Source organism: Pseudomonas sp. H2_D02 (assembly GCF_054677635.1).
Genome location: NZ_CP162816.1, coordinates 179,947 through 203,796, shown reverse-complemented (window position 1 = coordinate 203,796; position 23,850 = coordinate 179,947). Strand labels below are relative to the sequence as shown.

The 23,850-nt window shown below is 61.9% G+C and carries 17 protein-coding genes and 2 pseudogenes; 8 read left to right on the top strand and 11 right to left on the bottom strand.

Annotation, left to right across the window (positions count from 1 at the left end; all coding sequences use genetic code 11):
- Positions 1–69: 69 nt before the first annotated feature.
- The 10 genes and pseudogenes from AB4N42_RS00895 to AB4N42_RS00850 all read right to left on the bottom strand — a co-directional run bounded on the left by AB4N42_RS00895 (position 70) and on the right by AB4N42_RS00850 (position 13,245).
- Entirely contained in the window at positions 70–690 is a 621-nt protein-coding gene (locus tag AB4N42_RS00895; protein WP_264429206.1) for a TetR/AcrR family transcriptional regulator, read from the bottom strand.
- A gap of 60 nt (positions 691–750) precedes the next feature.
- Complete coding sequence (gene phaC / locus AB4N42_RS00890) at positions 751–2,433, bottom strand: class II poly(R)-hydroxyalkanoic acid synthase (protein ID WP_460115742.1); 1,683 nt, start codon at positions 2,431–2,433, stop codon at positions 751–753.
- 111 nt (positions 2,434–2,544) lie between these two features.
- Positions 2,545–3,402, bottom strand: coding sequence for a poly(3-hydroxyalkanoate) depolymerase (phaZ, locus tag AB4N42_RS00885; protein ID WP_030141002.1), 858 nt, complete (start codon positions 3,400–3,402; stop codon positions 2,545–2,547).
- Between the two features lie 212 nt (positions 3,403–3,614).
- On the bottom strand, positions 3,615–5,294 hold the full coding sequence (gene phaC, locus AB4N42_RS00880) for a class II poly(R)-hydroxyalkanoic acid synthase (protein ID WP_460115741.1): 1,680 nt from the start codon (positions 5,292–5,294) through the stop codon (positions 3,615–3,617).
- A gap of 276 nt (positions 5,295–5,570) precedes the next feature.
- Positions 5,571–5,948 carry a gamma-butyrobetaine hydroxylase family protein gene (locus AB4N42_RS00875; protein WP_030141000.1) on the bottom strand — a complete coding sequence of 126 codons (378 nt, stop codon included), beginning with the start codon at positions 5,946–5,948 and terminating at the stop codon, positions 5,571–5,573.
- A gap of 181 nt (positions 5,949–6,129) precedes the next feature.
- Positions 6,130–7,468, bottom strand: a pseudogene (gene hslU, locus AB4N42_RS00870) (ATP-dependent protease ATPase subunit HslU).
- A 43-nt stretch (positions 7,469–7,511) separates the two neighbouring features.
- Positions 7,512–8,042, bottom strand: a complete 531-nt coding sequence (hslV, locus tag AB4N42_RS00865) for an ATP-dependent protease subunit HslV (protein WP_003186641.1) — start codon at positions 8,040–8,042, stop codon at positions 7,512–7,514.
- Positions 8,043–8,319: 277 nt separating this feature from the next.
- Positions 8,320–9,024 (bottom strand): SPOR domain-containing protein, encoded by a 705-nt coding sequence (locus AB4N42_RS00860; protein WP_030140998.1) that lies wholly within the window; start codon positions 9,022–9,024, stop codon positions 8,320–8,322.
- 1 nt (position 9,025) lies between these two features.
- Positions 9,026–10,762, bottom strand: coding sequence for an arginine--tRNA ligase (argS, locus tag AB4N42_RS00855; RefSeq protein ID WP_030140997.1), 1,737 nt, complete (start codon positions 10,760–10,762; stop codon positions 9,026–9,028).
- Between the two features lie 263 nt (positions 10,763–11,025).
- Entirely contained in the window at positions 11,026–13,245 is a 2,220-nt protein-coding gene (locus AB4N42_RS00850; RefSeq protein WP_460115740.1) for a primosomal protein N', read from the bottom strand.
- Positions 13,246–13,534: 289 nt separating this feature from the next.
- On the opposite strand from AB4N42_RS00850, the gene rpmE reads away from it, so the two are divergent.
- The 3 genes from rpmE (at position 13,535) to AB4N42_RS00835 (ending at position 16,031) form a co-directional block, all read left to right on the top strand.
- The gene (gene rpmE, locus AB4N42_RS00845) at positions 13,535–13,753 is read left to right on the top strand and encodes a 50S ribosomal protein L31 (RefSeq protein ID WP_030140995.1); all 219 of its coding nucleotides are present in this window, start codon (positions 13,535–13,537) and stop codon (positions 13,751–13,753) included.
- A gap of 41 nt (positions 13,754–13,794) precedes the next feature.
- Positions 13,795–14,577 carry a thermonuclease family protein gene (locus AB4N42_RS00840; protein ID WP_460116363.1) on the top strand — a complete coding sequence of 261 codons (783 nt, stop codon included), beginning with the start codon at positions 13,795–13,797 and terminating at the stop codon, positions 14,575–14,577.
- 185 nt (positions 14,578–14,762) lie between these two features.
- Positions 14,763–16,031, top strand: a complete 1,269-nt coding sequence (locus AB4N42_RS00835; protein ID WP_030140993.1) for a malic enzyme-like NAD(P)-binding protein — start codon at positions 14,763–14,765, stop codon at positions 16,029–16,031.
- A 300-nt stretch (positions 16,032–16,331) separates the two neighbouring features.
- Here the strand turns inward: AB4N42_RS00835 and AB4N42_RS00830 are convergent, their stop codons facing one another.
- Complete coding sequence (locus tag AB4N42_RS00830; protein WP_323155940.1) at positions 16,332–18,776, bottom strand: penicillin-binding protein 1A; 2,445 nt, start codon at positions 18,774–18,776, stop codon at positions 16,332–16,334.
- 208 nt (positions 18,777–18,984) lie between these two features.
- Between AB4N42_RS00830 and AB4N42_RS00825 the strand changes: the two are divergent.
- The 5 genes and pseudogenes from AB4N42_RS00825 (at position 18,985) to pilQ (ending at position 23,846) form a co-directional block, all read left to right on the top strand.
- Positions 18,985–20,050 (top strand): annotated as a pseudogene (locus AB4N42_RS00825) (pilus assembly protein PilM).
- Positions 20,050–20,616, top strand: a complete 567-nt coding sequence (locus tag AB4N42_RS00820; protein WP_217861072.1) for a PilN domain-containing protein — start codon at positions 20,050–20,052, stop codon at positions 20,614–20,616. Before AB4N42_RS00825 ends, AB4N42_RS00820 begins: the two are co-directional and overlap by 1 nt.
- A complete protein-coding gene (gene pilO / locus AB4N42_RS00815; protein WP_030140989.1) occupies positions 20,613–21,236 on the top strand; it encodes a type 4a pilus biogenesis protein PilO in 624 nt (207 codons plus the stop codon). The genes AB4N42_RS00820 and pilO overlap by 4 nt, the downstream gene beginning before the upstream one ends.
- Positions 21,233–21,760 carry a pilus assembly protein PilP gene (locus tag AB4N42_RS00810; RefSeq protein ID WP_030140988.1) on the top strand — a complete coding sequence of 176 codons (528 nt, stop codon included), beginning with the start codon at positions 21,233–21,235 and terminating at the stop codon, positions 21,758–21,760. The genes pilO and AB4N42_RS00810 overlap by 4 nt, the downstream gene beginning before the upstream one ends.
- Positions 21,761–21,773: 13 nt before the next feature.
- Positions 21,774–23,846 (top strand): type IV pilus secretin PilQ, encoded by a 2,073-nt coding sequence (gene pilQ, locus AB4N42_RS00805; RefSeq protein ID WP_030140987.1) that lies wholly within the window; start codon positions 21,774–21,776, stop codon positions 23,844–23,846.
- Positions 23,847–23,850 lie beyond the last annotated feature (4 nt).

Sequence of the window (23,850 nt, the reverse complement as noted above, 5' to 3'; positions counted from 1 at the left end):
TGTCGTTGAATGTGCCGCAGTCATCGCGAGCAAGCTCGCTCCCACAATGGGGTCTGCCACTGCAGTTCGTTATTCGTGCTCTTCCAAATACCGCAACGCCATCTGCTCGGTCGCGACCTTGATCGCTGGCGGCAGGTGCGGCGCCACCAGCATCATGATCTGGTAGACCACCAGGCGAACGTCGCCTTCGCGATCCAGGATTCTTTGATAATCCAGCGAGAACAACAGGGTCATGGTGATCTGCTCCACCAGTTGCCCCAACGCCTGGGTGTCGCTGACCAATAACCCTTGGGCCTTGAGCTGCGCCAGCAATGAGGCCAGGGTCCGCTTCAGGGCGTTGAGCAACTGTCGGATACCCTTGGCCAGTTTCGGCAGGCGCCCGGCCAGGTTCGACAGATCCTGGAACAAGAACCGGTATTGGGCCAGACGTTCGACGATCAAGTGCAGGAACAACCAATAGTCCTCCGGCGCCAATTGCGCATCGGCGGGTGGGTCCAGCAATGGCGTCAGCTCGGCCTGGAATCGCTCGAACAACCCGAGGATCAGCGGCTCCTTGCCGTGGAAGTGGTAGTAGAGGTTGCCGGGGCTGATCCCCATTTCATTGGCGACTTCCAGGGTGGAAACGTTCGGTTCGCCCTTTTCGTTGAACAACTGCAGGGCACATTCGAGGATACGGTCGCGGGTTTTCATCCGGTCTTCTTGGTGATGGAGTTGTTCCACGGCCAACAGCGTGGCCGTGGGATGAGGTGTTCAGCGGACTCGCACGTAGTTTCCAGGCGCCGCTTCCAGGGGCGGGTAGTTGGCGTTACCCAGGGCCATCCGGGTTTCGTGCTGGGCACCGGAGCGCTCCTGGATCCAGCCCAGCCATTGGGTCCACCAACTGCCCTCGATGTGCTTGGCGTCGTAATACCAGGCCCGTGGGTCGCCGCTCAGCTTCGGATTCTCGATGTAGTTGGCCTTGGGGTTGCCTGGCGGATTGAGGATGCTCTGGACATGGCCGCTGTTGGACAAGACGAAGCGTCGATCACCTCCCAGCAGCAGCGTCGAACGATAGACCGCGTCCCAGGGCGTGATGTGATCGTTGATGCCGGCCACGCTGAAGCTGTCCACCGTGACTTTTTGCAGGTCGATCGGCGTGCCGCATACCTCCAGGCCGCCCGCGTGGGTCAGCGGGTTGTGCTTGAAAAAGTCCAGCAGGTCGCCGTGATAGGCCGCCGGAAGCCGGGTGCAGTCGTTGTTCCAGTAGAGGATGTCGAACGCCGGCGGCTCCTTGCCCAGCAGGTAATTGTTGACGAAGTAGGTCCAGATCAAGTCGTTGGGGCGCATCCAGGCGAATACGCGAGCCATGTCGCGGCCGTCGAGAATGCCCTTCTGGTAGGAGCGGCGCTTGGCGGCCTCGAGGGTCTGTTCGTCGATGAACAGCGTGGCCGGGCTTTCGATTTCGCTGTCCAGCAGGCTCACCAGGTACGTGGCGCTGGCGACCCGGCGCAATTGACGCTTGGCTTGCAGGTGGCCTTGCAGCGCGGCGATGGTCATGCCGTCGGCGCAGGCGCCCATCAGGTTGACTTCACGCGCGCCGGTGATTGCCCGGCAGACGTTCATGGCTTCTTCCGTTGCTTCGACATAGCTGGACAGGCCCCATTCGCGATGGCGCACATCGGGGTTGCGCCAACTGATGATGAACACTTGCAAACCATTTTTCAGCGCGTATTGGACGAAGCTGTTGGACGGGCTGAGGTCGAAAATATAGAACTTGTTGATCTGCGGCGGCACGATCAGCAGCGGCCTTGCGTACTGCTTTTCGCTCATTGGCTTGTACTGGATCAGCTCCAGCAACTCATTGCGAAACACCACCGCGCCGGGGGTGGTTGCGAGGTTCTTGCCGACTTCGAAGGCCTGGGGCGTGACCTGCCGGGGCAGGCCGTCGTTGTGCAACAGGTCGTCCACCAAGTGGCTGAGTCCGCGGATCAGGCTGGTGCCGCCAGAGTTGAACAGCTCCTTGATCGCCAGGGGGTTGAGCAAAGTGTTGGAAGGCGATACGGCGTCGTTGAGCAAGGAAAAAGTGAAATGCGCGCGGGCACGATCATCCGGGCTCATGTCACTTTCGTCGATCCAGCTCTTGACCTGTTTTTGCCAGCTCAGGTACGCCTGCAAGCTACGACGATAGAAGGGGTTGAGCTGCCACGTGGGATCGGCGAAGCGCTTGTCTTCGGGGTTGGTGGGGTGCAGGGTTTCGCCCAGCAACACTCGGCCCAGTTGACTGCCCAGGCGCAACGCGTGCCGCACGCTGTGCACCGGGTTGCGCAAGCCATGGGCGGCAACGTTGCGCAGGGTGGAAAGCAGGTCGCTGCCCCGCAAGCCGGTGACCGCGCTTTGAGCATTGATGAAACTGGCAGGGGCGGGCATGGAACCCTTCGCCGGTCTGTCGCGCATGAGTCAACTCCTTCGTCATCAAGCTAAAAACAAACACACCGAACCAGACAACATAGTCGCTGTTTCGGGTAGTTGCGTGATCCGGCGTCCTGCCAGGCGCTAATGAGGGTGTCAGCCGCCACCCAGCGGCGCGGGATGCGGATGCATGACCGCGCGCTGACGTTCTTCCTCCAGAAATTTCATGATGATCGGTGCCACGGCCTCGGCCCGCGTAATCAGGAACAGATGGCCGTCATCGATGATATGCAGTTGCGAATTGGGGATGCGCCACGCCAGCATGCGCATGTTGATCAAGGGGATCAGCGGGTCGTCGTCACCGGCCAGGATCAGGGTCGGCTGGTGGATCTTGTGCAGCCAGTGGATGCTGGTCCAGCCTAGTCCCGCGAAGAGTTGCCAGTAATAACCGAGCTTGCCCGCCGAACGCACCTTGGCGGCATGGCGGGCCGCCAGGCTTGGATCGCGGCGGAACGAGCCGCCATAGATCAGCGGGGCGATACGCATCACATGTGACGGCTGCACGTAGCGCCGTGGACTGGCCATCATCCACAGCACCTTCGGCTTGCCCGGCACCATCACCGCACCGGCGGCGGTCGCCGCCAATACCAGCTTCTTGCAGCGCTCGGGATAGTCATGGGCGAACTGCTGTGCCAGGGCGCCGCCCCAGGACACGCCGATCACGTTCACCTGGCCATAGTCCAGGTAATCGAGCATCCGCGCGGTGAGCTTGGCCAGGCCAGGAAAGCGATAGGGCCGGTTCGGTGTCGACGAACCACCGACCCCGGGCACGTCGAAGGCAATCACTTCCAGGTCCGGATCCAGGGCTTCGATGAAGGGAAATACCAGTTCCAGGTTGGCGCCGATGCCATTGAAGATCAGCAGCGGCGTCAAGTGAGGCTTGCCGGGACGTACCGCGGTGCGCAAGGTCTGGCCATCCAGGTCGACGGTACGGAAGATGTACGGTTGCGGCATGCTTCAAGCCCTGTGGGTCATGTCTCGGGTTACCAGTGTTCGGTCTGTGAGACCGAGTCGCAGCCTTCGCGAGCAAGCCCGCTCCCACGTTGAAATGCGGGTCCCTGTGGGAGCGGGCTTGCTCGCGAAGACGGCCTTGCATCCACTGTTGATGTCGGCTGCCTGGGCGCTTTCGTGAGCATCCCTTCCCAATACCAGACCAGTTGTATCAGTCACCGCTCATGCACATACGTACCCGGCGCCGCTTCACCGGCCACGTAGGTCTTGTTGCCCAGCACAGTCGGTGCCTTTTTCAGCTTGCCCGAGCGCTCGGCCTGCCAAGCCTGCCAGTGCAGCCACCAGGAGTCGGTGTGCTTGGTGGAGTTCTCCATCCAGTCCTCGGCCTTGGCCGGCATGTCCTCGCTGGTCATGTAGCGCGACTTGGGGTTGCCTGGCGGGTTGAGGATGCTCTGGATGTGCCCGCTGCTCGACAGCACGAACTCCACCTTGCCGCCAAACAACTGCGCCGACTTGTAGCAGGATTTCCACGGCGTGATGTGGTCGTTGGTACCGGCCAGGGAAAAGATGTCGGCAGTCACCTGCTTGAGATCGATCGGCGTGCCGCACACTTCCAGCGCGTTGGGCCGGATCAGCGGGTTGTTCTTGAACATCTCGATGAGGTCGCCATGGAACGCCGCCGGCAGCCGCGTCGTGTCGTTGTTCCAGAACAGGATGTCGAATACCGGTGGTTCGTTGCCCAGCAGGTAATTGTTGACCCAGTAATTCCAGATCAGGTCATTGGGACGCATCCAGGCGAAGACCTTGGCCATGTCGCGGCCTTCCAGCACGCCGGCCTGGTAGGAATGGCGCTTGGCCGCTTCCAGGGTCTGTTCATCGACGAACAGGGCCACGTCGGTGTCCAGGGTGGTGTCCAGCACGCTCACCAGCAACGTCAGGGCATTGACCTTCTTCTCGCCCAGCGCGGCGTAATGGCCGAGCAGCGCGGTGCAGGTAATGCCACCCGAGCAGGCGCCCAACATATTGACGTCCTTGCTGCCGGTGATGGCCGTGACCACGTCCACCGCTTCCTTGAGCGCGTCGATATAGGTCGACAGGCCCCATTCGCGTTGCGCCTTGGTGGGGTTGCGCCAACTGACGATGAACGTCTGCACATTGCTGCGCAGGCAGAAGCGCGCCAGGCTCTTGTCCGGGCTCAGGTCGAATACGTAGAACTTGTTGATCTGTGGCGGGACCACCAGCAGCGGTCGCTCATGCACTTGTTCGGTGATGGGGCGGTACTGGATCAATTCCAGCACATCGTTGCGAAAGACCACGGCGCCTTCCGTCACGCCCAGGCTCTTGCCGACTTCGAATGCGCCCATGTCCACTTGGCTCGGCATCCCGCCGTTGTGCACCAGGTCCTTGGCCAGGTGGGACAGGCCATCGAGCAGGCTCTTGCCACCGGTTTCGAAGAAGCGCTTGACCGCCGCCGGGTTGGCCGCCGAGTTGGTCGGCGCCATGGCTTCGGTCATCAGGTTGATCACGAAATGCCCACGACTGATGTCCTGGGGCGAGAGGCTGCTGTCGTCGATCCAGTCGTGCAGCTCCTTGCGCCACGCCAGGTAGGTTTGCAGATAACGTCGATAGAGCGGGTTCTGGCTCCAGGCCGGATCGGCAAAGCGTCGATCATCGCTGGAAGGCTGCAACTCCGATTTGCCGAACAGGACTTTCCTGAGTTCGGCGCCGAAGTGCGCCACGTGCTTGACGCTGTGCAGCGGTTGTTTGATGGTCTGGGTCAGCACCATCCGGGCAGAGGCCAGCAGGTCTTTCCTGCGCAAGCCGACGACGGGATTCAAGCCGAGGGTGTTTTCCGAGGCTTGGTACTTCAACTCATCGTTGTTCTTGTTGCTCATCTACGACGCTCCATTGTCCTTCAGACGAGTACCGGGACCGTGCCGTGAAGCCGCAAGGCAATACCAGGTACGCTGCTCGGGTGACCATAAATTCCGCATCGAGGGCAATGAGGAAACGTGTGCCAGGAACTCGCCGGTTCCTTTGCAGGGAACTTGCCAGCTCCATTGGTTACCCGAGTTTAATTTTTTTCGCAAGCAGGCCAGTCATTGACGTTGCTGCGCGGGCATTCAAGCAGATGAGTCTAGAAAATTCGCCCTAAAGCGCCAGCCCTTGAGCTAGAGCATCAGCTTGACGACGGACTCGTTCGGGTCGCGGGTTTTTCCGGCGGCCTTGAGTTCGGCGAGATAATCGTTCCACAGGTCTTCCTGGCGTACCGCCAACTGGTACAGGTAGTCCCAGGTGAACAATCCGCTGTCATGGCCGTCGTCGAAGGTCAATTTCAGTGCGTACTGGCCGGCGGGTTCAACCTTGGTCAGGCCGACGCCGAGCTTGCCGTATTGCAGGATGGGCTTGCCGTGGCCCTGGACCTCGGCGGAAGGCGAGTGCACCCGCAGGAATTCCGCAGGCAGGTGGTACTCCTCGTCTGGCGCGTATTTGAGCGTCAGGGTCTTGGAGGCTTTGTGCAGATTGATGGCGGTGGGGAATTTGGTCATGGGATCGTCAGTCTCGTGAGGCCTGTGGCGAGGGGATTTATCCCCGTTGGGCTGCATAGCAGCCCCCTGAAAAGCTGATCACATCAACTTAATACACCACGGTGGCAGGCTTTAGGGCTGCTTCGCAGCCCAGCGGGGATAAATCCCCTCGCCACAAGAGCTCGCTCACACTGGGTGTCGTTTACAGGATATACCGCGACAGGTCTTCGTTCTCCGCCAGTTCGCCCAGGTGGCTGTTGACGTACTCGGCGTCGATGCGGATCGGCGCTTCGTCGTGGGCGCTGGCCAGGTCGCTCGGCGCTGAACGAGACCTCCTCCAGCAAACGCTCAAGCAGCGTGTGCAGGCGACGGGCACCGATGTTCTCGGTCTTCTCGTTGACCTGCCAGGCAATCTGCGCCAGGCGCTTGATGCCTTCGGGCGTGAACTCGATGTTCAGGCCTTCGGTCTTGAGCAGCGCGCAGTATTGCTCGGTCAGCGACGCATGGGGCTCGCTCAGGATGCGTTCGAAATCTTCCGGCGACAGCGCCTTGAGCTCGACACGGATCGGCAGGCGGCCTTGCAGCTCCGGCACCAAGTCGCTTGGCTTGCTCAGGTGGAACGCGCCGGAAGCGATGAACAGGATATGGTCGGTCTTGACCATGCCCAGCTTGGTGTTGACGGTGCAGCCTTCGATCAGTGGCAGCAGGTCGCGTTGCACGCCTTCGCGGGACACATCGGCGCCGCCGACATTGCCGCGCTTGGCAACCTTGTCGATCTCGTCGATGAACACGATGCCATGTTGCTCGACCGCCTCCAGCGCCTTGGCCTTCAACTCTTCTTCGTTGACCAGGCGACTCGCCTCTTCATCGCGCACCAGCTTCAGGGCTTCCTTGACCTTGAGCTTGCGGTTTTTCTTCTTGCCCTTGCCCATGTTGGCGAACAGGCTCTGCAACTGGTTGGTCATTTCTTCCATGCCCGGCGGCGCGGAAATGTCGACGCCAGCCATCTCGGCCACTTCGATCTCGATTTCCTTGTCGTCCAACTGACCTTCACGCAGGCGCTTGCGGAACAGTTGGCGGGTGTTGGAATCCTGGGTCGCGGCGGAGTCCGCGTTGAAACCCATGCGCGCTGGCGGCAGGAGCGCATCGAGGATGCGTTCCTCGGCGGCGTCTTCGGCGCGATGGCGAACCTTGGTGATTTCCTGTTCGCGCAGCAGCTTGATGGCGGCGTCGGCGAGATCACGAATGATCGACTCGACGTCGCGGCCCACATAGCCGACTTCGGTGAACTTGGTGGCTTCGACCTTGATGAACGGCGCGTTGGCGAGCTTGGCCAGGCGACGGGCAATCTCGGTCTTGCCGACACCGGTCGGGCCGATCATCAGGATGTTCTTGGGCGTCACTTCGACGCGCAGTTCTTCAGGCAACTGCATCCGGCGCCAGCGGTTACGCAGGGCAATGGCGACGGCGCGCTTGGCATCGTCCTGGCCGATGATATGGCGATTGAGTTCGTGGACGATTTCGCGGGGAGTCATGGACATAGTATTTGGCGGTCCTCAAGCGGGAGTCTGGGCCTGGACGGGCTTACTCCGCGAGGTCCTGCTCCTCAATGGTCTGGGTGTGGTTGGTGAAGACGCAGATGTCGCCGGCAATGCCCAGGGCTGTCTCGACGATTTCGCGGGCCGACAGATCGGTTTTCTTCAGCAGGGCGCTGGCGGCGGCCTGGGCGTAGGCGCCACCGGAGCCCATGGCGATCAGGCCGTCTTCGGGCTCAACGACGTCACCGTTGCCGGTGATGATCAGCGAGGCGTCCTTGTTGGCGACTGCGAGCATGGCTTCGAGGCGGCTCAGGGAGCGGTCGGTACGCCATTCCTTCGCCAGTTCGACGGCGGCACGAACCAAATGGCCCTGGTGTTTCTCAAGCTGGCCTTCGAAACGCTCGAACAGGGTGAAGGCGTCGGCGGTTGCCCCGGCGAAACCGGCGATGACCTGGCCGTGGTACAGGCGGCGGACTTTCTTCGCGTTGCCTTTCATCACGGTGTTGCCCAGTGAAACCTGGCCGTCGCCGCCCATGACGACTTTGCCGTGACGGCGGACTGAAACGATGGTGGTCAAGGGAAGAGTCTCCACGCAGCGGGGCGAAAATGCCCGGATGGAACTCATATTGGGGGTGGCGTGGGGTTTTTCAACTGTGGGGTGGGGGAGGGGATGAGTGGTGCGCTGTGATTGTTCCGCGACCCTGTGGCGAGGGGATTTATCCCCGCTGGGCTGCGAAGCAGCCCTAAAATCAGAGAACGCGGTGCATCAGACTCACCAGGTCCACTGCTGTTGGGGTCGCTGCGCGACCCAGCGGGGATAAATCCCCTCGCCACAGGATCGCGGTCGCCTGCCTTCAGCGGCTTTGGCGTTGTTGTAACAACAGGTTGCTGAAACCGCTGCCGGCCAGTTGTTTCTGGGCCTTGGTCAGTTCTTCCCGATTGCTGAACGGTCCGACCAGCACCCGATACCAGGTCTCGTCCTTCACCGTCCCGGATTCCACCGACACCGATTGGCCCAGCAGGATGATCTGCGCTCGCACCTTGTCGGCGTCAGCTTCCTTGCGGAACGAACCGGCCTGCAGGAAGAACTTCGTCACTGGCGCTGCTTTCTGCACCGGCGGCGCGGGTGGCGGCGTGATGCCGGCCAAGGCCGCCTGGGCGCGGGCGGTGTCGATCTTTGCCGCTTCGGCCGGGGTCACTGGTGTGGTCGGCACCTGGGGCACTTGCGGCGTCGGCAGGGTTTTCTCCGGCACGGCGTCAGGCGGCACGATGACTTCCGATTCCGGCAGCAAGGTATAGAAGTCGTACTTCGGCTTCACTGGCTGCGTCGGGCTCGGCGGCGTCTTGTTGGCCTCGGCGATCCGCGTGGCTTTCTGCTGCTCTTGCCGGACGCGCTTGACGTCATCGCCCTGGCCCGGCTCCAGCTTCATCAAGAAGACAATGAAAGCGCCGACCGTCAGGCCGATGGCCATCCACAACCAGCCCGGGATCGGCTTTTTCGCCGGGGGCTGGTAACGACTGGCGCCGCGTTTGGGGGCGGGTTTTTTCTTGGCGGCCAACTTACATGCGCTCCAGCGTTTCCAGGCCCAGCAGTTCCAGGCCTTGCTTGAGCGTGCGTCCGGTCAGTGCGGCGAGGCGCAGGCGGCTCTGCATCTGTGCCGGTGTCTCGGCGCTGAGGATCGGACAGTTTTCGTAGAAGCTGGAGAACAGGCCGGCGACGTCGTACAGGTACGCGCACAAGGTATGCGGCGTGCCCTTGTCGGCGACGTTGTTCAGTACTTCACCGAACTGAGCGAGCCTGGCTGCCAATTCCTGCTCGTGGGCGGCCTCGAGGACGATCTGGCCTTCCACTTCGTCGAAGTCCTTGCCGAGCTTGCGGAACACCCCCGCCACTCGGGTGTAGGCATACAGCAGGTACGGCGCGGTGTTGCCTTCGAAGTTGAGCATCAGGTCGAAGTTGAAGCTGTAGTCGCTGGTGCGGTGCTTCGACAAGTCGGCGTACTTCACCGCGTCGATACCGACGACCTTGGCGATGTTGCGCAGCTCGTCTTCGGCCAGGTCCGGGTTCTTGCCCTTGACCAGGCTGTAGGCGCGGTCCTGGGCTTCGGTCAGCAGGTCGATCAGTTTTACGGTGCCACCGTCGCGGGTCTTGAACGGACGGCCATCAGCGCCGTTCATGGTACCGAAGCCCATGTGTTCCATTTCCATCGGGTGGGTCACGAAGCCGGCCAGCCGGGCCACTTCGAACACCTGCTGGAAGTGCAGGGCCTGGCGCTGGTCGACGAAATACAGCACCCGATCAGCCTTGAGCACACGGTTGCGGTAGCGCACGGCCGCCAGGTCGGTGGTGGCGTAGAGGTAGCCGCCATCGGCCTTGACGATGATCACCGGCAGCGGCTCGCCATCGGCGGTCTTGAACTGGTCGAGGAACACGCACTGGGCGCCGTTGCTTTCCACCAGCATGCCCTTGGCGCGGAGGTCGTTGACCACGTTGACCAGGTCATCGTTGTAGGCGCTTTCGCCCATCACGTCGGCCATGGTCAGCTTGACGTTCAGCAGCTCGTAGATTTTCTGGCAGTGGGACAGGGAGATGTCCTTGAACTTGGTCCACAGCGCCAGGCACTCGGTGTCGCCGGCTTGCAGCTTGACCACCAGGCCGCGGGCGCGGTCGGCGAATTCGGGCGACTCGTCGAAACGTTGCTTGGCGGCGCGGTAGAAATTTTCCAGGTCCGACAGCTCGTCGCTGGTGATGGGGTTTTCCTGCAGGTAGGCCATCAGCATGCCGAACTGGGTGCCCCAGTCACCGACGTGGTTCTGGCGGATCACGGTGTCGCCGAGAAACTCCAGCACGCGGGCCACGCCGTCGCCAATGATGGTCGAGCGCAGGTGGCCGACGTGCATTTCCTTGGCGAGGTTGGGGGCCGAGAGGTCGACCACGGTACGCTGCAACGGGCCGGCCTTGCGCACGCCGAGGCGCGCGTCGGCCAAGGCCGCGTCGAGGCGCGAGGCCAGGGCCTGGGTGTTCTGGAAGAAGTTGATGAACCCGGGGCCGGCGATGTCAGCCTTGCTGACGTTTTCGTCGGCCGGCAGCGCGGCGATGATTTTTTCCGCCAGATCGCGAGGCTTCATGCCAGCCGGCTTGGCGAGCATCATCGCGATGTTGCTGGCGAAGTCGCCGTGGGTCTTGTCGCGGGTGTTCTCGACCTGAATCGCCGGCGACAGGCCTTCTGGCAGCACACCTTCAGCGACGAGTTGGGTGATGGCTTGCTGGATGAGCTGGCGAATGGTGTCTTTCATGGTCTTCTCTTTCAACCGCAGGCGCGGCGGCGCTTCGATGCGCTGGTGGAAAAACTGGGCATTATCCGTGGCGCGGGCGAGCTTGCCAACTGTAGCGGGTTGGTTGGGGGTGTGTGGTGATTATTCTGGGTGGCCCGGATGTACGCGATCCCCTGTGGGAGCGAGCTTGCTCGCGATAGCGGTCTGGCATTCAATATTCATGCAAGCTGACCCGCCGCCATCGCGAGCAAGCTCGCTCCCACAAGGGCTAGATTAGCGATCCATTAATACAAATCCACCGGATCCACATCCAGCGACCAGCGCACCGCCCGCCCGCTGGGCATCTGTTCCAGCGCCAGCAGCCATGCACTCAGCAGCCGATGCAACGGCGCCCGGGCATTGGCTTGCAACAGAAGCTGCGCGCGATAACGCCCGGCCCGCCGCTCCATCGGAGCCGGAACCGGGCCCAATAGTTCGATGCCGGTGAGGTTCTGCTCCGCCAGCAGCCGTTCCGCCTCACTGCACGCTTCGTCCAGGAAACCTTCCGCCTGCCCCGGTTTATGAGCCTCGGCGCGCAACAGCGCCAAGTGCGCAAATGGCGGCAACCCGGCGCCACGGCGTTCGCTCAGCGCCTGTTCGGCAAAGGCGAAATAGCCCTGCTCGGTCAGTTGTATCAGCAGCGGATGATCCGCCAGGTGAGTCTGGATGATCACTTTGCCCGGTTCCTCGGCGCGTCCGGCGCGGCCTGCGACCTGGACGATCAGCTGCGCCATGCGCTCGCTGGCCCGGAAATCACCGGAGAACAGCCCGCCGTCGGCATCCAGGATCGACACCAGCGTGACCCGGGGGAAGTGATGCCCCTTGGCGAGCATTTGCGTGCCCACCAGGATGCACGGCTGACCCTTCTGGATGGTGGCGAACAGATTGTTCATCGCATCTTTTCGCGAGGTGCTGTCGCGATCCACGCGTAGCACGGGATAGTCGGGAAACAAGATCCCCAGCCGTTCTTCGGCGCGCTCGGTGCCGGCGCCCACCGGACGCAAGTCCACTTTCCCGCACTGCGGGCAGTTCCTCGGCACGCGTTCGGAGTGCCCGCAATGGTGACAACGCAGCTCGCCGTAACGCTGATGCACGGTCATCCGCGCGTCGCAGCGTTCGCAACCGGACATCCAGCCGCAATCATGGCACAGCAAGGTCGGGGCAAATCCCCGGCGATTGAGAAAGACCAGCACCTGTTGCCCGGCGGCCAGGGTCTGGCCGATGGCTTGCTGCATCGGTCCGGAGATGCCGCTGTCCAGCGGACGACTTTTCACATCCAGGCGCAGGAAGCGTGGCTGCTTGGCGCCGCCGGCCCGTTCGTTGAGGCGCAGCAGGCCGTAGCGACCGGTGTAGGCGTTGTGCAGGCTTTCCAGGGAAGGTGTGGCCGAGCCAAGGACGATGGGAATGTTCTCTTGTCGGGCCCGCACCAGCGCCAGGTCGCGGGCGTGGTAGCGCAGGCCTTCCTGCTGTTTATAGGAACCGTCGTGCTCTTCGTCGATGATGATCAGGCCGGGGTTTTTCATCGGCGTGAACAGCGCCGAGCGGGTGCCGATGATGATATCGGCCTCGCCGTCCCGGGCGGCGAGCCAGGCTTCCAGGCGTTCGCGGTCGTTGACCGCCGAGTGCACCAGGGCGATCCGTGCATTGAAGCGCTGTTCGAAGCGCGCCAGTGTTTGTGGGCCGAGGTTAATTTCCGGAATCAGTACCAGGGCCTGCTTGCCGGCTTCCAGGGTCTGGCGGATCAGCTGCAGGTAGACCTCGGTCTTGCCGCTGCCGGTGACACCCGCCAACAAGAATGCGTGATAGCTGTCGAAACCTGCGCGAATCGCCTCGCAAGCGGCCCATTGTTCGGCGTTGAGCGGCAGTTCCGGTTGGGCCAGCCAGTGTTCATGGCGCGCGCCTGGTAAATGACGACGAACCTCGACCTGGACCAGGTCCTTGGCCAGTAGCAGGTCGAGGCTGTCCTTGCTGAGCATCAGTTTGCTCAATAACTGGTGGGCCACGCCGTGGGGGTGTTGGGCCAAGGTCGCCAGGGCTTCGCGCTGGCGCGGTGCGCGGGCGATACGCGGGTCGTCCAGTGAGGCGCCTGGTGCCACCGACCAGAACCGCTCCTGGCGTGCCTCGGCCGGTTCGCCCTGGCGCAACAGCACCGGCAGGGCCCAACTCAGGGTGTCGCCCAGGCTGTGCTGATAATACTGGGCGGTCCACAGGCACAACTTGAACAGCGACGCCGGCAGCGGCGGCGTGGCATCGAGCAGGGCCAGGGCTGGCTTGAGTTTATCCACCGGCACTTCGCTGTGGTCGGTGACTTCCACCAGGATCCCGATCATTTCCCGCCGGCCGAACGGCACCCGCAGGCGCATGCCCGGCTGCAACTGGGCGCGCAGGACCCCGGCCGGAGCGCGGTAGTCGAACAGGCGGCGCAGGGGCGAGGGCAGGGCGAGGCGCAGGATGGCGTCGGGCACGCGGGGGATCTCGGTAGGCAAACAAGTTCGCAAGGCTGAGCGCTATTCAATGTGGGAGCGAGCTTGCTCGCGATGGCGTCAGTTCTGTCACATTGATGCTGACTGAATCGCCGCTATCGCGAGCAAGCTCGCTCCCACAGGGATTGTGCTTGAGGGCGCGAGCCTAGCAGACGGTTGGTACAAGGCATAGCTTGCGCGAATGACGATGTCTGGTAGAATCCGCGGCCTAATTACGTGCGGTATTCAACAATAGTGTTGGGTGGCGGCACGCTAGCCTGAGGAAAACACCATGAAAACCGATATCCATCCAGACTATCCAGTTGTGGCCGTAACCTGCAGCTGCGGCAACAAGTTCGAAACCCGTTCGACCTACGGCAAAGCCCTGGCGATCGACGTTTGCAACGAATGCCACCCGTTCTACACCGGTAAGCAAAAGACTCTGGATACCGGCGGCCGCGTTCAGAAGTTCGCCGATCGTTTCGGTGCTTTCGGCGCGAAGAAAGCCTAAGGCTGATTATCTTGGAAAGTCGTTCCGGCTATTCCAGGCTAATGAAGAAGGCGTCCCTAGTGGGCGCCTTTTTTGTGCCTGCGATTTGGTTCTGTGGTGCCCAGGCGTCCTGCCCCCTGCCGGGCAAGCTGCCTGAAGTGGCGGTGCAGCGGGTGGTGGATGGCGACACGTTGTATCTCCAGGACGGCCGTCGTATCCGCATGATCGGTCTCAACAGCCCGGAGCTGGGCAAGCGCGGGCGTGCTGACGAACCGTTCGCCGTGGCGGCGCGTCAGCGACTCGAGGCGCTGGTGGCTGCCAGTGCCGGCCGGGTCAAGGTATCGCCCGGTGAAGATGATCAGGACAACTACGGACGCACGCTCGCCCACGTCTATGACCGTCAGGGCCGCAACCTGGAAGAACAACTGATTGCCGAGGGGCTGGGCTTCTTGGTGGCCGTCGCGCCCAATGTCGATCTGGTCCAGTGCCAACAGGCGGCGGAACGCCAGGCGCGACAGGCCGGGCTCGGTATATGGAAAAAGTCTCCCGTCACGCGAGCGGAGCAAATCGACGCGGCCGGCTTTGCATTGGTCCGCGGTCGTGTAGACAGCGTGCAGCGCAATCGCGGCGGCATCTGGATGGAAATGCAGGGGGCGGTTGTCTTGCACATCGCTCCCGATTTGCAGCGTAACTTTGACGCTTCGATGCTCAAGCGCCTGGAAGGCCGGACAATCGAGGCGCGCGGTTGGGTCGTCGATCGCTCCCGGCGCGGGGCGCCAAAGCCCGGGCAGGCGCGATGGATGCTGCCGGTGACCGCCCCGGCGATGTTGCAGGCGCTCCCCTGAGAGAAAAATTGTAGACATTTATGCTGTCGATTGTATGCATCAAGCCCTTGTATTTCGCTGCTCTTGGCCCAAAGTCGTAGGGCAGGGCGCTTGACAGGAGTGACTGGTCAGTCTTGTAGGGACTTTGCGAGGCGCGTATCCTCGGCGGTCCGTCTGTCCAACACAGTAAAAAGCGGAATGCCCACATGTCTGATCTGAAAACTGCCGCTCTCGAATATCACGCTAATCCTCGTCCGGGTAAGCTGAGTGTCGAGCTCACCAAGGCCACCGCTACTGCCCGCGATCTGTCGCTGGCCTACAGCCCCGGCGTAGCCGAACCAGTCCGCGAAATTGCTCGCGACCCTGAACTGGCCTACAAGTACACCGGCAAGGGCAACCTGGTTGCAGTCATTTCCGATGGCACCGCGATTCTCGGCCTGGGTAACCTCGGCCCACTGGCTTCCAAGCCGGTCATGGAAGGCAAGGGCGTTCTGTTCAAGCGTTTCGCCGGCATCGACGTGTTCGACATCGAAGTCGACTCCGAAAGCCCGCAAGCCTTCATCGACACCGTCAAGCGCATCTCCATCACTTTCGGCGGCATCAACCTGGAAGACATCAAGGCACCAGAGTGCTTCGAGATCGAGCGCGCCCTGATCGAACAGTGCGACATCCCGGTTTTCCACGATGACCAGCACGGTACCGCGATCGTAACCGCGGCCGGCATGATCAACGCCCTGGAAATCGCTGGCAAAACCCTGCCGGAAGCCAAGATCGTCTGCCTGGGCGCCGGCGCTGCGGCCATCTCCTGCATGAAGTTGCTGGTGAGCATGGGCGCCAAGATCGAAAACATCTTCATGGTTGACCGTACCGGCGTGATCCACTCCGGCCGTGACGACCTGAACCAGTACAAGGCCGTGTTCGCCCACGCGACCGACAAGCGCTCCCTGGCGGACGCGCTGGACGGCGCCGACGTGTTCGTTGGCCTGTCGGGCCCGAACCTGCTGAGCGCGGAAAACCTGCTGCGCATGGCGCCGAACCCGATCGTGTTCGCCTGCTCGAACCCTGATCCGGAAATCTCCCCGGAGCTGGCTCACGCTACCCGCAACGACGTGATCATGGCCACCGGCCGTTCGGACTACCCGAACCAGGTCAACAACGTACTGGGCTTCCCGTTCATCTTCCGTGGTGCCCTGGACGTTCGCGCCAAGCGCATCAACGAAGAAATGAAAGTCGCTGCCGCCAACGCCCTGCGTGAACTGGCCAAGCTGCCGGTACCGCAGGAAGTGTGCGACGCCTACGGCGGCATCAAGTTGGAATTCGGTCGTGAGTACATCATCCCGAAACCAATGGACGCCCGCCTGATCACCCTGATCTCCGACGCCGTGGCCAAGGCCGCCATCGAGACGGGTGTTGCAACCCTGCCGTACCCGAAGAACTACCCGCTCAAGAGCGTGGATGACGTGTTCAACGGCTAAGCTGTTGTAGCGCTTCAACAAAAAGCCCCGGCTCGTGTGAGTCGGGGCTTTTTTGTGGCTGGGTTGTATGGGTGGAAACCCTTTGCTGGGCAAGTCGAAAATCTGTGGCGAGGGGATTTATCCCCGCTCGGCTGCGTAGCAGTCGTAATTTGGTTTGCGCGGTTCAACTATTGTTCCGCGCAGTCTGGATTTGGGGCTGCTGCGCAGCCCAGCGGGGATAAATCCCCTCGCCACAGAATCCGCACGGCATAAAAAAGCCCCGCGCTTCTCTCGAAGGCGGGGCTTTTTGGAAGGGGTCGGTCAGAACAGATCGATCGGCGCCGCTTCGTCCGCCGGTAGCGGGCTGCCCGGCGCTACACCGTTGCCCAACTCGTTGACCGAAGGCGGGGTGTCTTCGCTCTTGAACAGTTCGAAGTACGCGCCTGGCGTGCCTGGCGTGGCGGCGCGGCCGCTGACCGGGTCGACCCGCAGGCTGAGGATGCCTTCCGGTTCAGGTTGGGTGTGCGGCGGCTTGTCCTTCAGGGCGGCGCCCATGTAGCTCATCCAGATCGGCAGCGCCACGGTGCCGCCGAACTCGCGGCGACCCAGGCTTTCTGGCTGGTCGAAACCGGTCCAGACGGTGGTCACGTAATCGGCGTTGTAGCCGGAGAACCAGGCGTCCTTGGATTCGTTGGTGGTGCCGGTCTTGCCCGCCAGGTCAGTGCGACCCAACGCCAGGGCGCGGCGGCCGGTACCGAGCTTGATCACGTCCTGGAGCATGCTGTTGAGGATGTAGGTGGTGCGGCCATCGACAATGCGTTCAGCGACGGCGGGTGCTTGCGGCAGGCCTGGGGCCGTGGTGGCTTCGCCTGGCGTTGCATTGACCGTGAAGGTCTCGGTGGCCGGCGCGGCGACGCCGTCGCTGGCCTGCTCGCCCGTAGGCACTCGCGGCGGGTTGGCGACAAACAGCGTCTCGCCATTGCGGCTTTCGATCTTGTCGATGATGTACGGGGTGATCTTGTATCCGCCGTTGGCGAATGTGCTCCAGCCCGTGGCGATTTCCATCGGCGTCAGGGTCGCGGTGCCCAGGGCCAGGGACAGGTTGCGCGGCAGGTCCTGCTTGTTGAAGCCGAACTTGCTGATGTAGTCGATGGTGCGATCCACGCCCAGGGCCTGCAACAGGCGGATCGACACCAGATTGCGGGACTTGTACAGCGCCTCGCGCAGGCGAATCGGGCCGAGGAAGGTATTGGTGTCGTTTTTCGGCCGCCAGACCTTGTCCAGGTATTCGTCGACAAACACGATCGGCGCATCGTTGACCAGGCTGGCGGCGGTGTAGCCGTTATCCAGCGCAGCACTGTAGACGAACGGCTTGAAGCTCGAGCCCGGCTGGCGCTTGGCCTGCAAGGCGCGGTTGTAATTACTCTGCTCGAAAGCGAAGCCGCCCACCAGTGAGCGGATCGCGCCGTCCTGAGGGTCGAGGGATACCAGCGCGCCCTGGGCGGCCGGGATCTGGCTGAACTTGAGCGAGTTGTCCGGCTGGCGTTGCACCCGGATCAGGTCGCCGACCTGCGCCACATCCGAAGGCTGGCGTGGATTGGCGCCCATGCTGTTGGTGTTGAGGAACGGACGGGCCCATTTCATGGTTTCCCAGGCCACGTGCTCTTCCGACTCGCCATTGCGCGTCAGTACCTTGATGCCGTCCTTTTCCACCTGGGTGACGATTGCCGGTTCCAGGCTGCTGATGGTGCGCTGCTTGGTCAGCTCCAGGGCCCAGGCCTCCTTGGTCTTGCCTGGCAGGCGCGACTCGGGGCCACGGTAGCCGTGGCGCTGGTCATACGTCATCAAGCCTTCATGCAGTGCAGTGTTGGCCATTTCCTGCAGATTGCTCGGCACCGTGGTGGTGACGCGGAAACCTTCGGTATAGGCGTCGCTGCCATAGCGCCCGACCATTTCGGCCCGGGCCATCTCGGCGATGTAGGGGGCGTTCACTTCCGGCGTCGGTACGTGATAGCTGGCGTTCAAAGGCTCGTTGATCGCGGCGGTGTAGTCGGCTTCGCTGATCTTGCCGAGCTTGTACATGCGCCCCAGGATCCAGTCGCGACGTTCCTTGCTGCGCGCCGGGTTGGCCAGCGGATTGAAGCGCGACGGTGCCTTGGGCAGGCCGGCGATCATTGCCATCTGCGCCAGGCTCACGTCGCGGATCGACTTGCCGTAATACACCTGCGCTGCGGCCTCGATGCCATAGGCGCGGTTGCCCAGGTAGATCTTGTTCACGTACAGCTCAAGGATCTCGTCCTTGGTCAACTGCCGCTCGATCTGCAGGGCCAGGAGAATCTCGGTGGTCTTGCGCGAAAAGCTGCGTTCGCTGGTCAGGAAGAAATTCTTGGCGACCTGCATGGTGATGGTACTGCCGCCGGACTGGATGTGGCCACTCTTGACCAGCTGGCTGGCGGCGCGCATCAGGCTGCCCGGATCGACGCCATAGTGGTTGGCGAAGTTGTCGTCTTCAGCACTTAGTAACGCATTGATGAAATTGGGCGGAATGTCGGCGAAACGGATCGGTGTGCGGCGCATTTCGCCAAATTCGGCGATCAACTTGTTGTCGCTGCTGTACACCCGCAAAGGAATCTGCAACTGAATACTTCTCAGCGCCTCCACGGACGGCAATCCCGGACTAAGGTAAAGAAACGCACCGCTCAGACCCAGGAGCAGTCCGCAGAAAACGGCGACGATGGACCATCCGAAAAATTTCAGCAGACGAATCAAGGCTTTTGGATATCCAGGCAAAGAATGAAAAAGGCGCCAGGTGCAGCGAAGGACCCGTGCCAGCAACAAAGCGAAAAAAAACGCTGGGCATTATAAGCATTTTTTTTCGTCGGGAACGCCATCCGGACGTCCGTCGGACCGGGGGGATTGAACGCAACGCATATTAGAGAGTCCGTAACTCACGGATAGTCATAGGGAATTGGTAGTGCTGCGACTCTTCAATAAAAAAGCCCACGGGCTTTTGGGCATCGACATCAGTTCAACATCGGTCAAGCTGCTCGAGTTGAGCCGCCAGGGCGACCGATACCGCGTCGAGTCCTATGCGGTCGAACCGCTGCCGGCCAACGCAGTGATCGAGAAGAATATCGCCGAGCTCGAAGGGGTGGGCATGGCGTTGTCGCGGGTGCTCGACAAGGCCCGGACGCCCTTGCGCAACGTGGCGGTCGCGGTTGCGGGGTCGGCGGTCATTACCAAGACCATCGAGATGGACGCCGGGTTGTCGGAAGATGACATGGAAAACCAGCTCAAGATCGAGGCCGACCAATACATTCCTTATCCGCTGGATGAGGTGGCGATCGATTTCGAGGTGGTGGGTGCTTCTCCCCGCAGCACCGAACGGGTCGAAGTGCTGCTGGCGGCTTGTCGAAAGGAGAACGTCGAGGTCCGCGAGGCGGCGCTGGGGCTCGCCGGGCTGACGGCTCGCGTGGTCGATGTCGAAGCCTACGCGCTGGAGCGAGCCTTCGGTCTGCTCGCCACGCAACTTGCCGCGTCCCAGGAGCGACTGACCGTGGCGGTCGTCGACATCGGCGCCACCATGACCACGCTCAGCGTGTTGCACAACGGTCGCATCATTTATACCCGTGAGCAGTTGTTCGGGGGGCGTCAGCTTACCGAGGAAATCCAGCGTCGCTATGGCCTGACGCCAGAGCAGGCCGGCCTGGCGAAAAAGCAGGGCGGTTTGCCCGACGATTATCTCGGCGAGGTGCTTCAACCGTTTCGCGAAGCGCTGGTGCAGCAGGTCTCGCGTTCGTTGCAGTTTTTCTTCGCCTCGGGTCAGTACAGCGCGGTGGATCACATCCTGCTGGCGGGAGGCACTGCGTCAGTCGCCGGCCTGGACCGCCTGATCGAGCAGTGCCTGGGCACGCCAACCCAGGTCGCCAACCCGTTTACCAATATGGCCCTGAGTAGCAAGGTCAACGCCGGCGCCCTGGCCAGCGATGCGCTCGGCGCTGATGATCGCCTGCGGGTTGGCCCTCAGGAGTTTCGACTGATGGCGCGGATCAACCTTCTTCCCTGGCGCGAGGAGCTGCGCGAGGAGCGGCGCAAACGCTTTCTGCTGGCGTTGGTGGGCGCGCTGGTGGGCGCGGTGGGCTTGACCTTGATTGCAGTCCAGTACCTGAACAGTGAGATCGACTATCAGACCGCGCGCAACGGCCACGTCCGTGATCAGATTGCCATTCTGGATGAGCGCATCCAGCAGATCAGCGAACTGAAGGCCCGTCGACAGCAACTGCTGGAACGCATGCGCATCATCCAGGACTTGCAGGGCAACCGTCCGGTCAGTGCGCGGATTTTCGATCAACTGGCGCGGACCCTGCCGGACGGGGTTTATTTCACCGAAGTGAAAATGGAAGAGGGCATGCTTTCCATCCAGGGCGTCGCGGAGTCCAACAACCGGGTCTCGGACTTGATGCGTAACCTGGACTCGTCGGACCTGTTCGATGCCCCCAGCCTGACGGAGGTCAAGGCCGCCACGGCGGGCCAGCCCGACCAGGCCAGCGTTTTCCAACTGACGGTTCGCCAGACCCGTCCTGCCGACGCGGAGGATGGCCAATGAAAGCTGGAGAATGGCTGGACGCGCTGCGCAAGATCGATTTCAGCGACCTGGACACCAATAACGTTGGCTCCTGGCCGGCGCCGATCAAGTGGCTGGCCGGAATATTGCTGGTATTGCTGGTGTTGGGGCTGGGCTATAACTTTGCCTTGAGTGACCTGGAAAGCCAGTTGCAGCAGGTGCGCGAGGAGGAAAATACCCTCAAGGCGCAATTTGCCGGCAAGGCCCACATGGCGGCGAACCTGGAACGCTATATCGAACAGATGAAGCAGATGGAAACCTCTTTCGGCGTGCTGCTGCGCCAACTGCCCAGTGACACCGAGGTGCCGGGCCTGTTGGAGGACATCACTCGCACCGGCCTGGGCAGCGGCCTGGAGTTCGAAGAGATCAAGCTGCTGCCGGAGGCCACCCAGCCGTTCTACATCGAATTGCCCATCCAGATCACGGTGACGGGCGGTTATCACGACCTGGCAACGTTCGTCAGCGGCGTCGCGGGGCTGCCCCGCATCGTCACGCTGCATGATTTCGAAATCGCACCTGTGGAGCCCGGCGCGGGGGCGAAGCTGCGCATGAGCATCCAGGCCAAGACCTACCGGTACAACGAGCAGGAGACGCTGCCATGAGGCGGGTCTATTGCGTGGGCCTGCTGGCCGGGCTGCTTGCGCTGGCCGGTTGCAACAGCGACGACGGTTTCAGTGACCTGGATGCCTACATGAACGAAGTACGCCTGCGTCCGCCCGGCAAGATCGAGCCCACGCCGACCTTCAGGCCTGGCGAAACCTTCACCTACAGCGCCGCCAATCTGCGTAGCCCGTTTTCCCCGCAGGTCCGCATGGACCAGGCCGAGCGGCAACAGGGCTCGCGCAATGTCAGGCCTGATCCCAACCGGGCGAAGCAGTACCTGGAGGGCTTCAATATCGAGCAGTTTGAAATGGTCGGCACGATCTCCAACGCCAGTGGCTCGTTTGCGCTCCTGCGGGGTGCGGGCGGGGTGCATCGACTGAAGGTCGGTGACTACCTGGGGCGCAACGATGGGCGGATCGTCGCTATCAGCGCCACCCAGGTCGATGTGGTCGAAATCGTTCCCGATGGCCAAGGCGCTTGGCTGGAGCGACCACGGACCATTACTTTGAAAGAGCATTCATAGTGGAATTCGAACAATGAACAGGATTTTTTCAGCCCTCGGTATTTCGCTATGGATAGCGCTGTTGTCGCCGATGGTTCAAGCGGCCAGCCTGAAGATGCTGGATGTGGCGGCGTTGCCGGGGGATCGTGTCGAGTTGAAGCTTACCTTCGACGGGCCGCCGCCGCCGCCCCGGGGCTATACCACCGAACAGCCGGCCCGTATCGCCTTGGACCTGCCCGGCGTGACCAATCGGTTGGCCAGCAAGAGCCATGATCTTGGCGGTGGCAATGCACGCAGTGCCACCGTGGTCGAGGCGGGGGACCGGACCCGGCTGATCATCGGCCTTACGCAACTGGCGCCGTACGACACCCGGATCGAAGGCAACAACCTGTTCGTCGTGGTTGGCAAGGGAGCCGCCCGCCAGGCCGCTGCTCAGGCTCCGCGTCCTGCGGTTGCCAGCGCCGCGCCTGCCAGGGCCGCTGCGCCGGCCGGCAAGGCGATCCGAGGCGTGGACTTTCAGCGCGGAACCCAGGGCGAAGGTAACGTGGTAATCGACTTGTCCGATCCTTCCATTGCCCCGGACATCCAGGAGCGCGAAGGCAAGATCATCCTCAATTTCCCCAGGACCCAATTGCCCGAACCATTGCGGGTACGCCTGGACGTCAAGGACTTTGCCACGCCGGTGCAGTTCGTCAATGCCAGCGCCGGTTCCGACCGCGCCACCATCAGCATCGAACCCAGCGGCACCTTCGATTACTCCACCTACCAGACCGACAACAAGCTGACCGTCAGTGTCCGGCCCATGACGGTCGAAGACCTGCAGAAACGCAACAGCGACCGCGCCGCCTACAGCGGCGAGAAGCTATCGCTGAATTTCCAGGACATCGAAGTGCGCTCGGTGCTGCAACTCATCGCCGACTTCACCAACCTGAACCTGGTGGCCAGCGACACCGTGCAGGGTGGCATCACCTTGCGGCTGCAGAATGTGCCGTGGGACCAAGCGCTGGATCTCGTACTCAAGACCAAGGGGCTCGACAAGCGCAAGGTGGGCAATGTGCTGCTGGTGGCCCCGGCGGATGAAATTGCCGCACGCGAACGCCAGGAACTGGAATCCCAGAAACAGATCGCCGATCTGGCACCGCTGCGACGCGAGCTGTTGCAGGTCAACTATGCCAAGGCGGCCGACATTGCCAAGCTCTTCCAGTCGGTCACCAGTGCCGAGGCGAAGGCGGATGAGCGCGGCACGATCACGGTCGATGAACGCACCAACAACATCATTGCCTACCAGACCCAGGACCGGCTCGACGAGTTGCGCCGGATCGTGGCGCAGTTGGACATCCCGGTGCGCCAGGTGATGATCGAGGCGCGGATCGTCGAGGCCAACGTCGATTACGACAAGAGCCTGGGGGTGCGCTGGGGAGGCTCGGTGCAGAACAAGGGCAACTGGAACTCTTCCGGTGTCACCACGGGCGATTCCACCACCATCGGCACGCCGGGCAGTACCAGCACTAACCAGCCGTTCGTCGACCTCGGGGCGTCAGGCAACACCTCCGGGATCGGCATCGCCTTCATCACCGACAACGTGCTGCTGGACCTGGAACTGACGGCCATGGAAAAAACCGGCAATGGGGAAATTGTCTCCCAGCCCAAGGTGGTGACCTCCGACAAGGAGACCGCGAAAATCCTCAAGGGCACGGAGATTCCCTATCAGGAAGCCAGCTCCAGCGGTGCCACGTCGGTGTCGTTCAAGGAAGCCTCGTTGTCGCTGGAGGTCACGCCGCAGATCACTCCGGACAACCGGATCATCATGGAGGTCAAGGTCACCAAGGATGAGCCGGATTACCTGAACAAGGTGCAGGAGGTTCCGCCAATCAAGAAAAACGAGGTCAACGCCAAGGTGCTGGTCAACGATGGCGAGACCATTGTGATTGGCGGCGTTTTCTCAAATACTCAGAGCAAAGTTGTAGATAAGGTGCCATTTCTTGGCGATGTGCCGTATCTTGGCCGCCTTTTCCGGCGTGATGTGGTTTCGGAGAAAAAATCCGAGCTGCTGGTATTTCTCACTCCGCGTATCATGAACAACCAGGCGATTGCTGTGAGTCGTTGATTCT

Excerpts from the sequence above, each read along its gene's own strand:
- pilO (WP_030140989.1), top strand. The coding sequence starts at position 20,613 with ATGAAAGCTGGAGAATGGCTGGACGCGCTGCGCAAGATCGATTTCAGC.
- AB4N42_RS00835 (WP_030140993.1), top strand. The coding sequence starts at position 14,763 with ATGTCTGATCTGAAAACTGCCGCTCTCGAATATCACGCTAATCCTCGT.
- argS (WP_030140997.1), bottom strand. The coding sequence starts at position 10,762 with ATGAAAGACACCATTCGCCAGCTCATCCAGCAAGCCATCACCCAACTC.
- AB4N42_RS00840 (WP_460116363.1), top strand. The coding sequence starts at position 13,795 with ATGAAGAAGGCGTCCCTAGTGGGCGCCTTTTTTGTGCCTGCGATTTGG.
- pilQ (WP_030140987.1), top strand. The coding sequence starts at position 21,774 with ATGAACAGGATTTTTTCAGCCCTCGGTATTTCGCTATGGATAGCGCTG.
- AB4N42_RS00810 (WP_030140988.1), top strand. The coding sequence starts at position 21,233 with ATGAGGCGGGTCTATTGCGTGGGCCTGCTGGCCGGGCTGCTTGCGCTG.
- AB4N42_RS00895 (WP_264429206.1), bottom strand. The coding sequence starts at position 690 with ATGAAAACCCGCGACCGTATCCTCGAATGTGCCCTGCAGTTGTTCAAC.
- phaC (WP_460115741.1), bottom strand. The coding sequence starts at position 5,294 with ATGAGCAACAAGAACAACGATGAGTTGAAGTACCAAGCCTCGGAAAAC.
- AB4N42_RS00875 (WP_030141000.1), bottom strand. The coding sequence starts at position 5,948 with ATGACCAAATTCCCCACCGCCATCAATCTGCACAAAGCCTCCAAGACC.
- phaZ (WP_030141002.1), bottom strand. The coding sequence starts at position 3,402 with ATGCCGCAACCGTACATCTTCCGTACCGTCGACCTGGATGGCCAGACC.
- phaC (WP_460115742.1), bottom strand. The coding sequence starts at position 2,433 with ATGCGCGACAGACCGGCGAAGGGTTCCATGCCCGCCCCTGCCAGTTTC.
- AB4N42_RS00820 (WP_217861072.1), top strand. The coding sequence starts at position 20,050 with ATGGCGCGGATCAACCTTCTTCCCTGGCGCGAGGAGCTGCGCGAGGAG.
- rpmE (WP_030140995.1), top strand. The coding sequence starts at position 13,535 with ATGAAAACCGATATCCATCCAGACTATCCAGTTGTGGCCGTAACCTGC.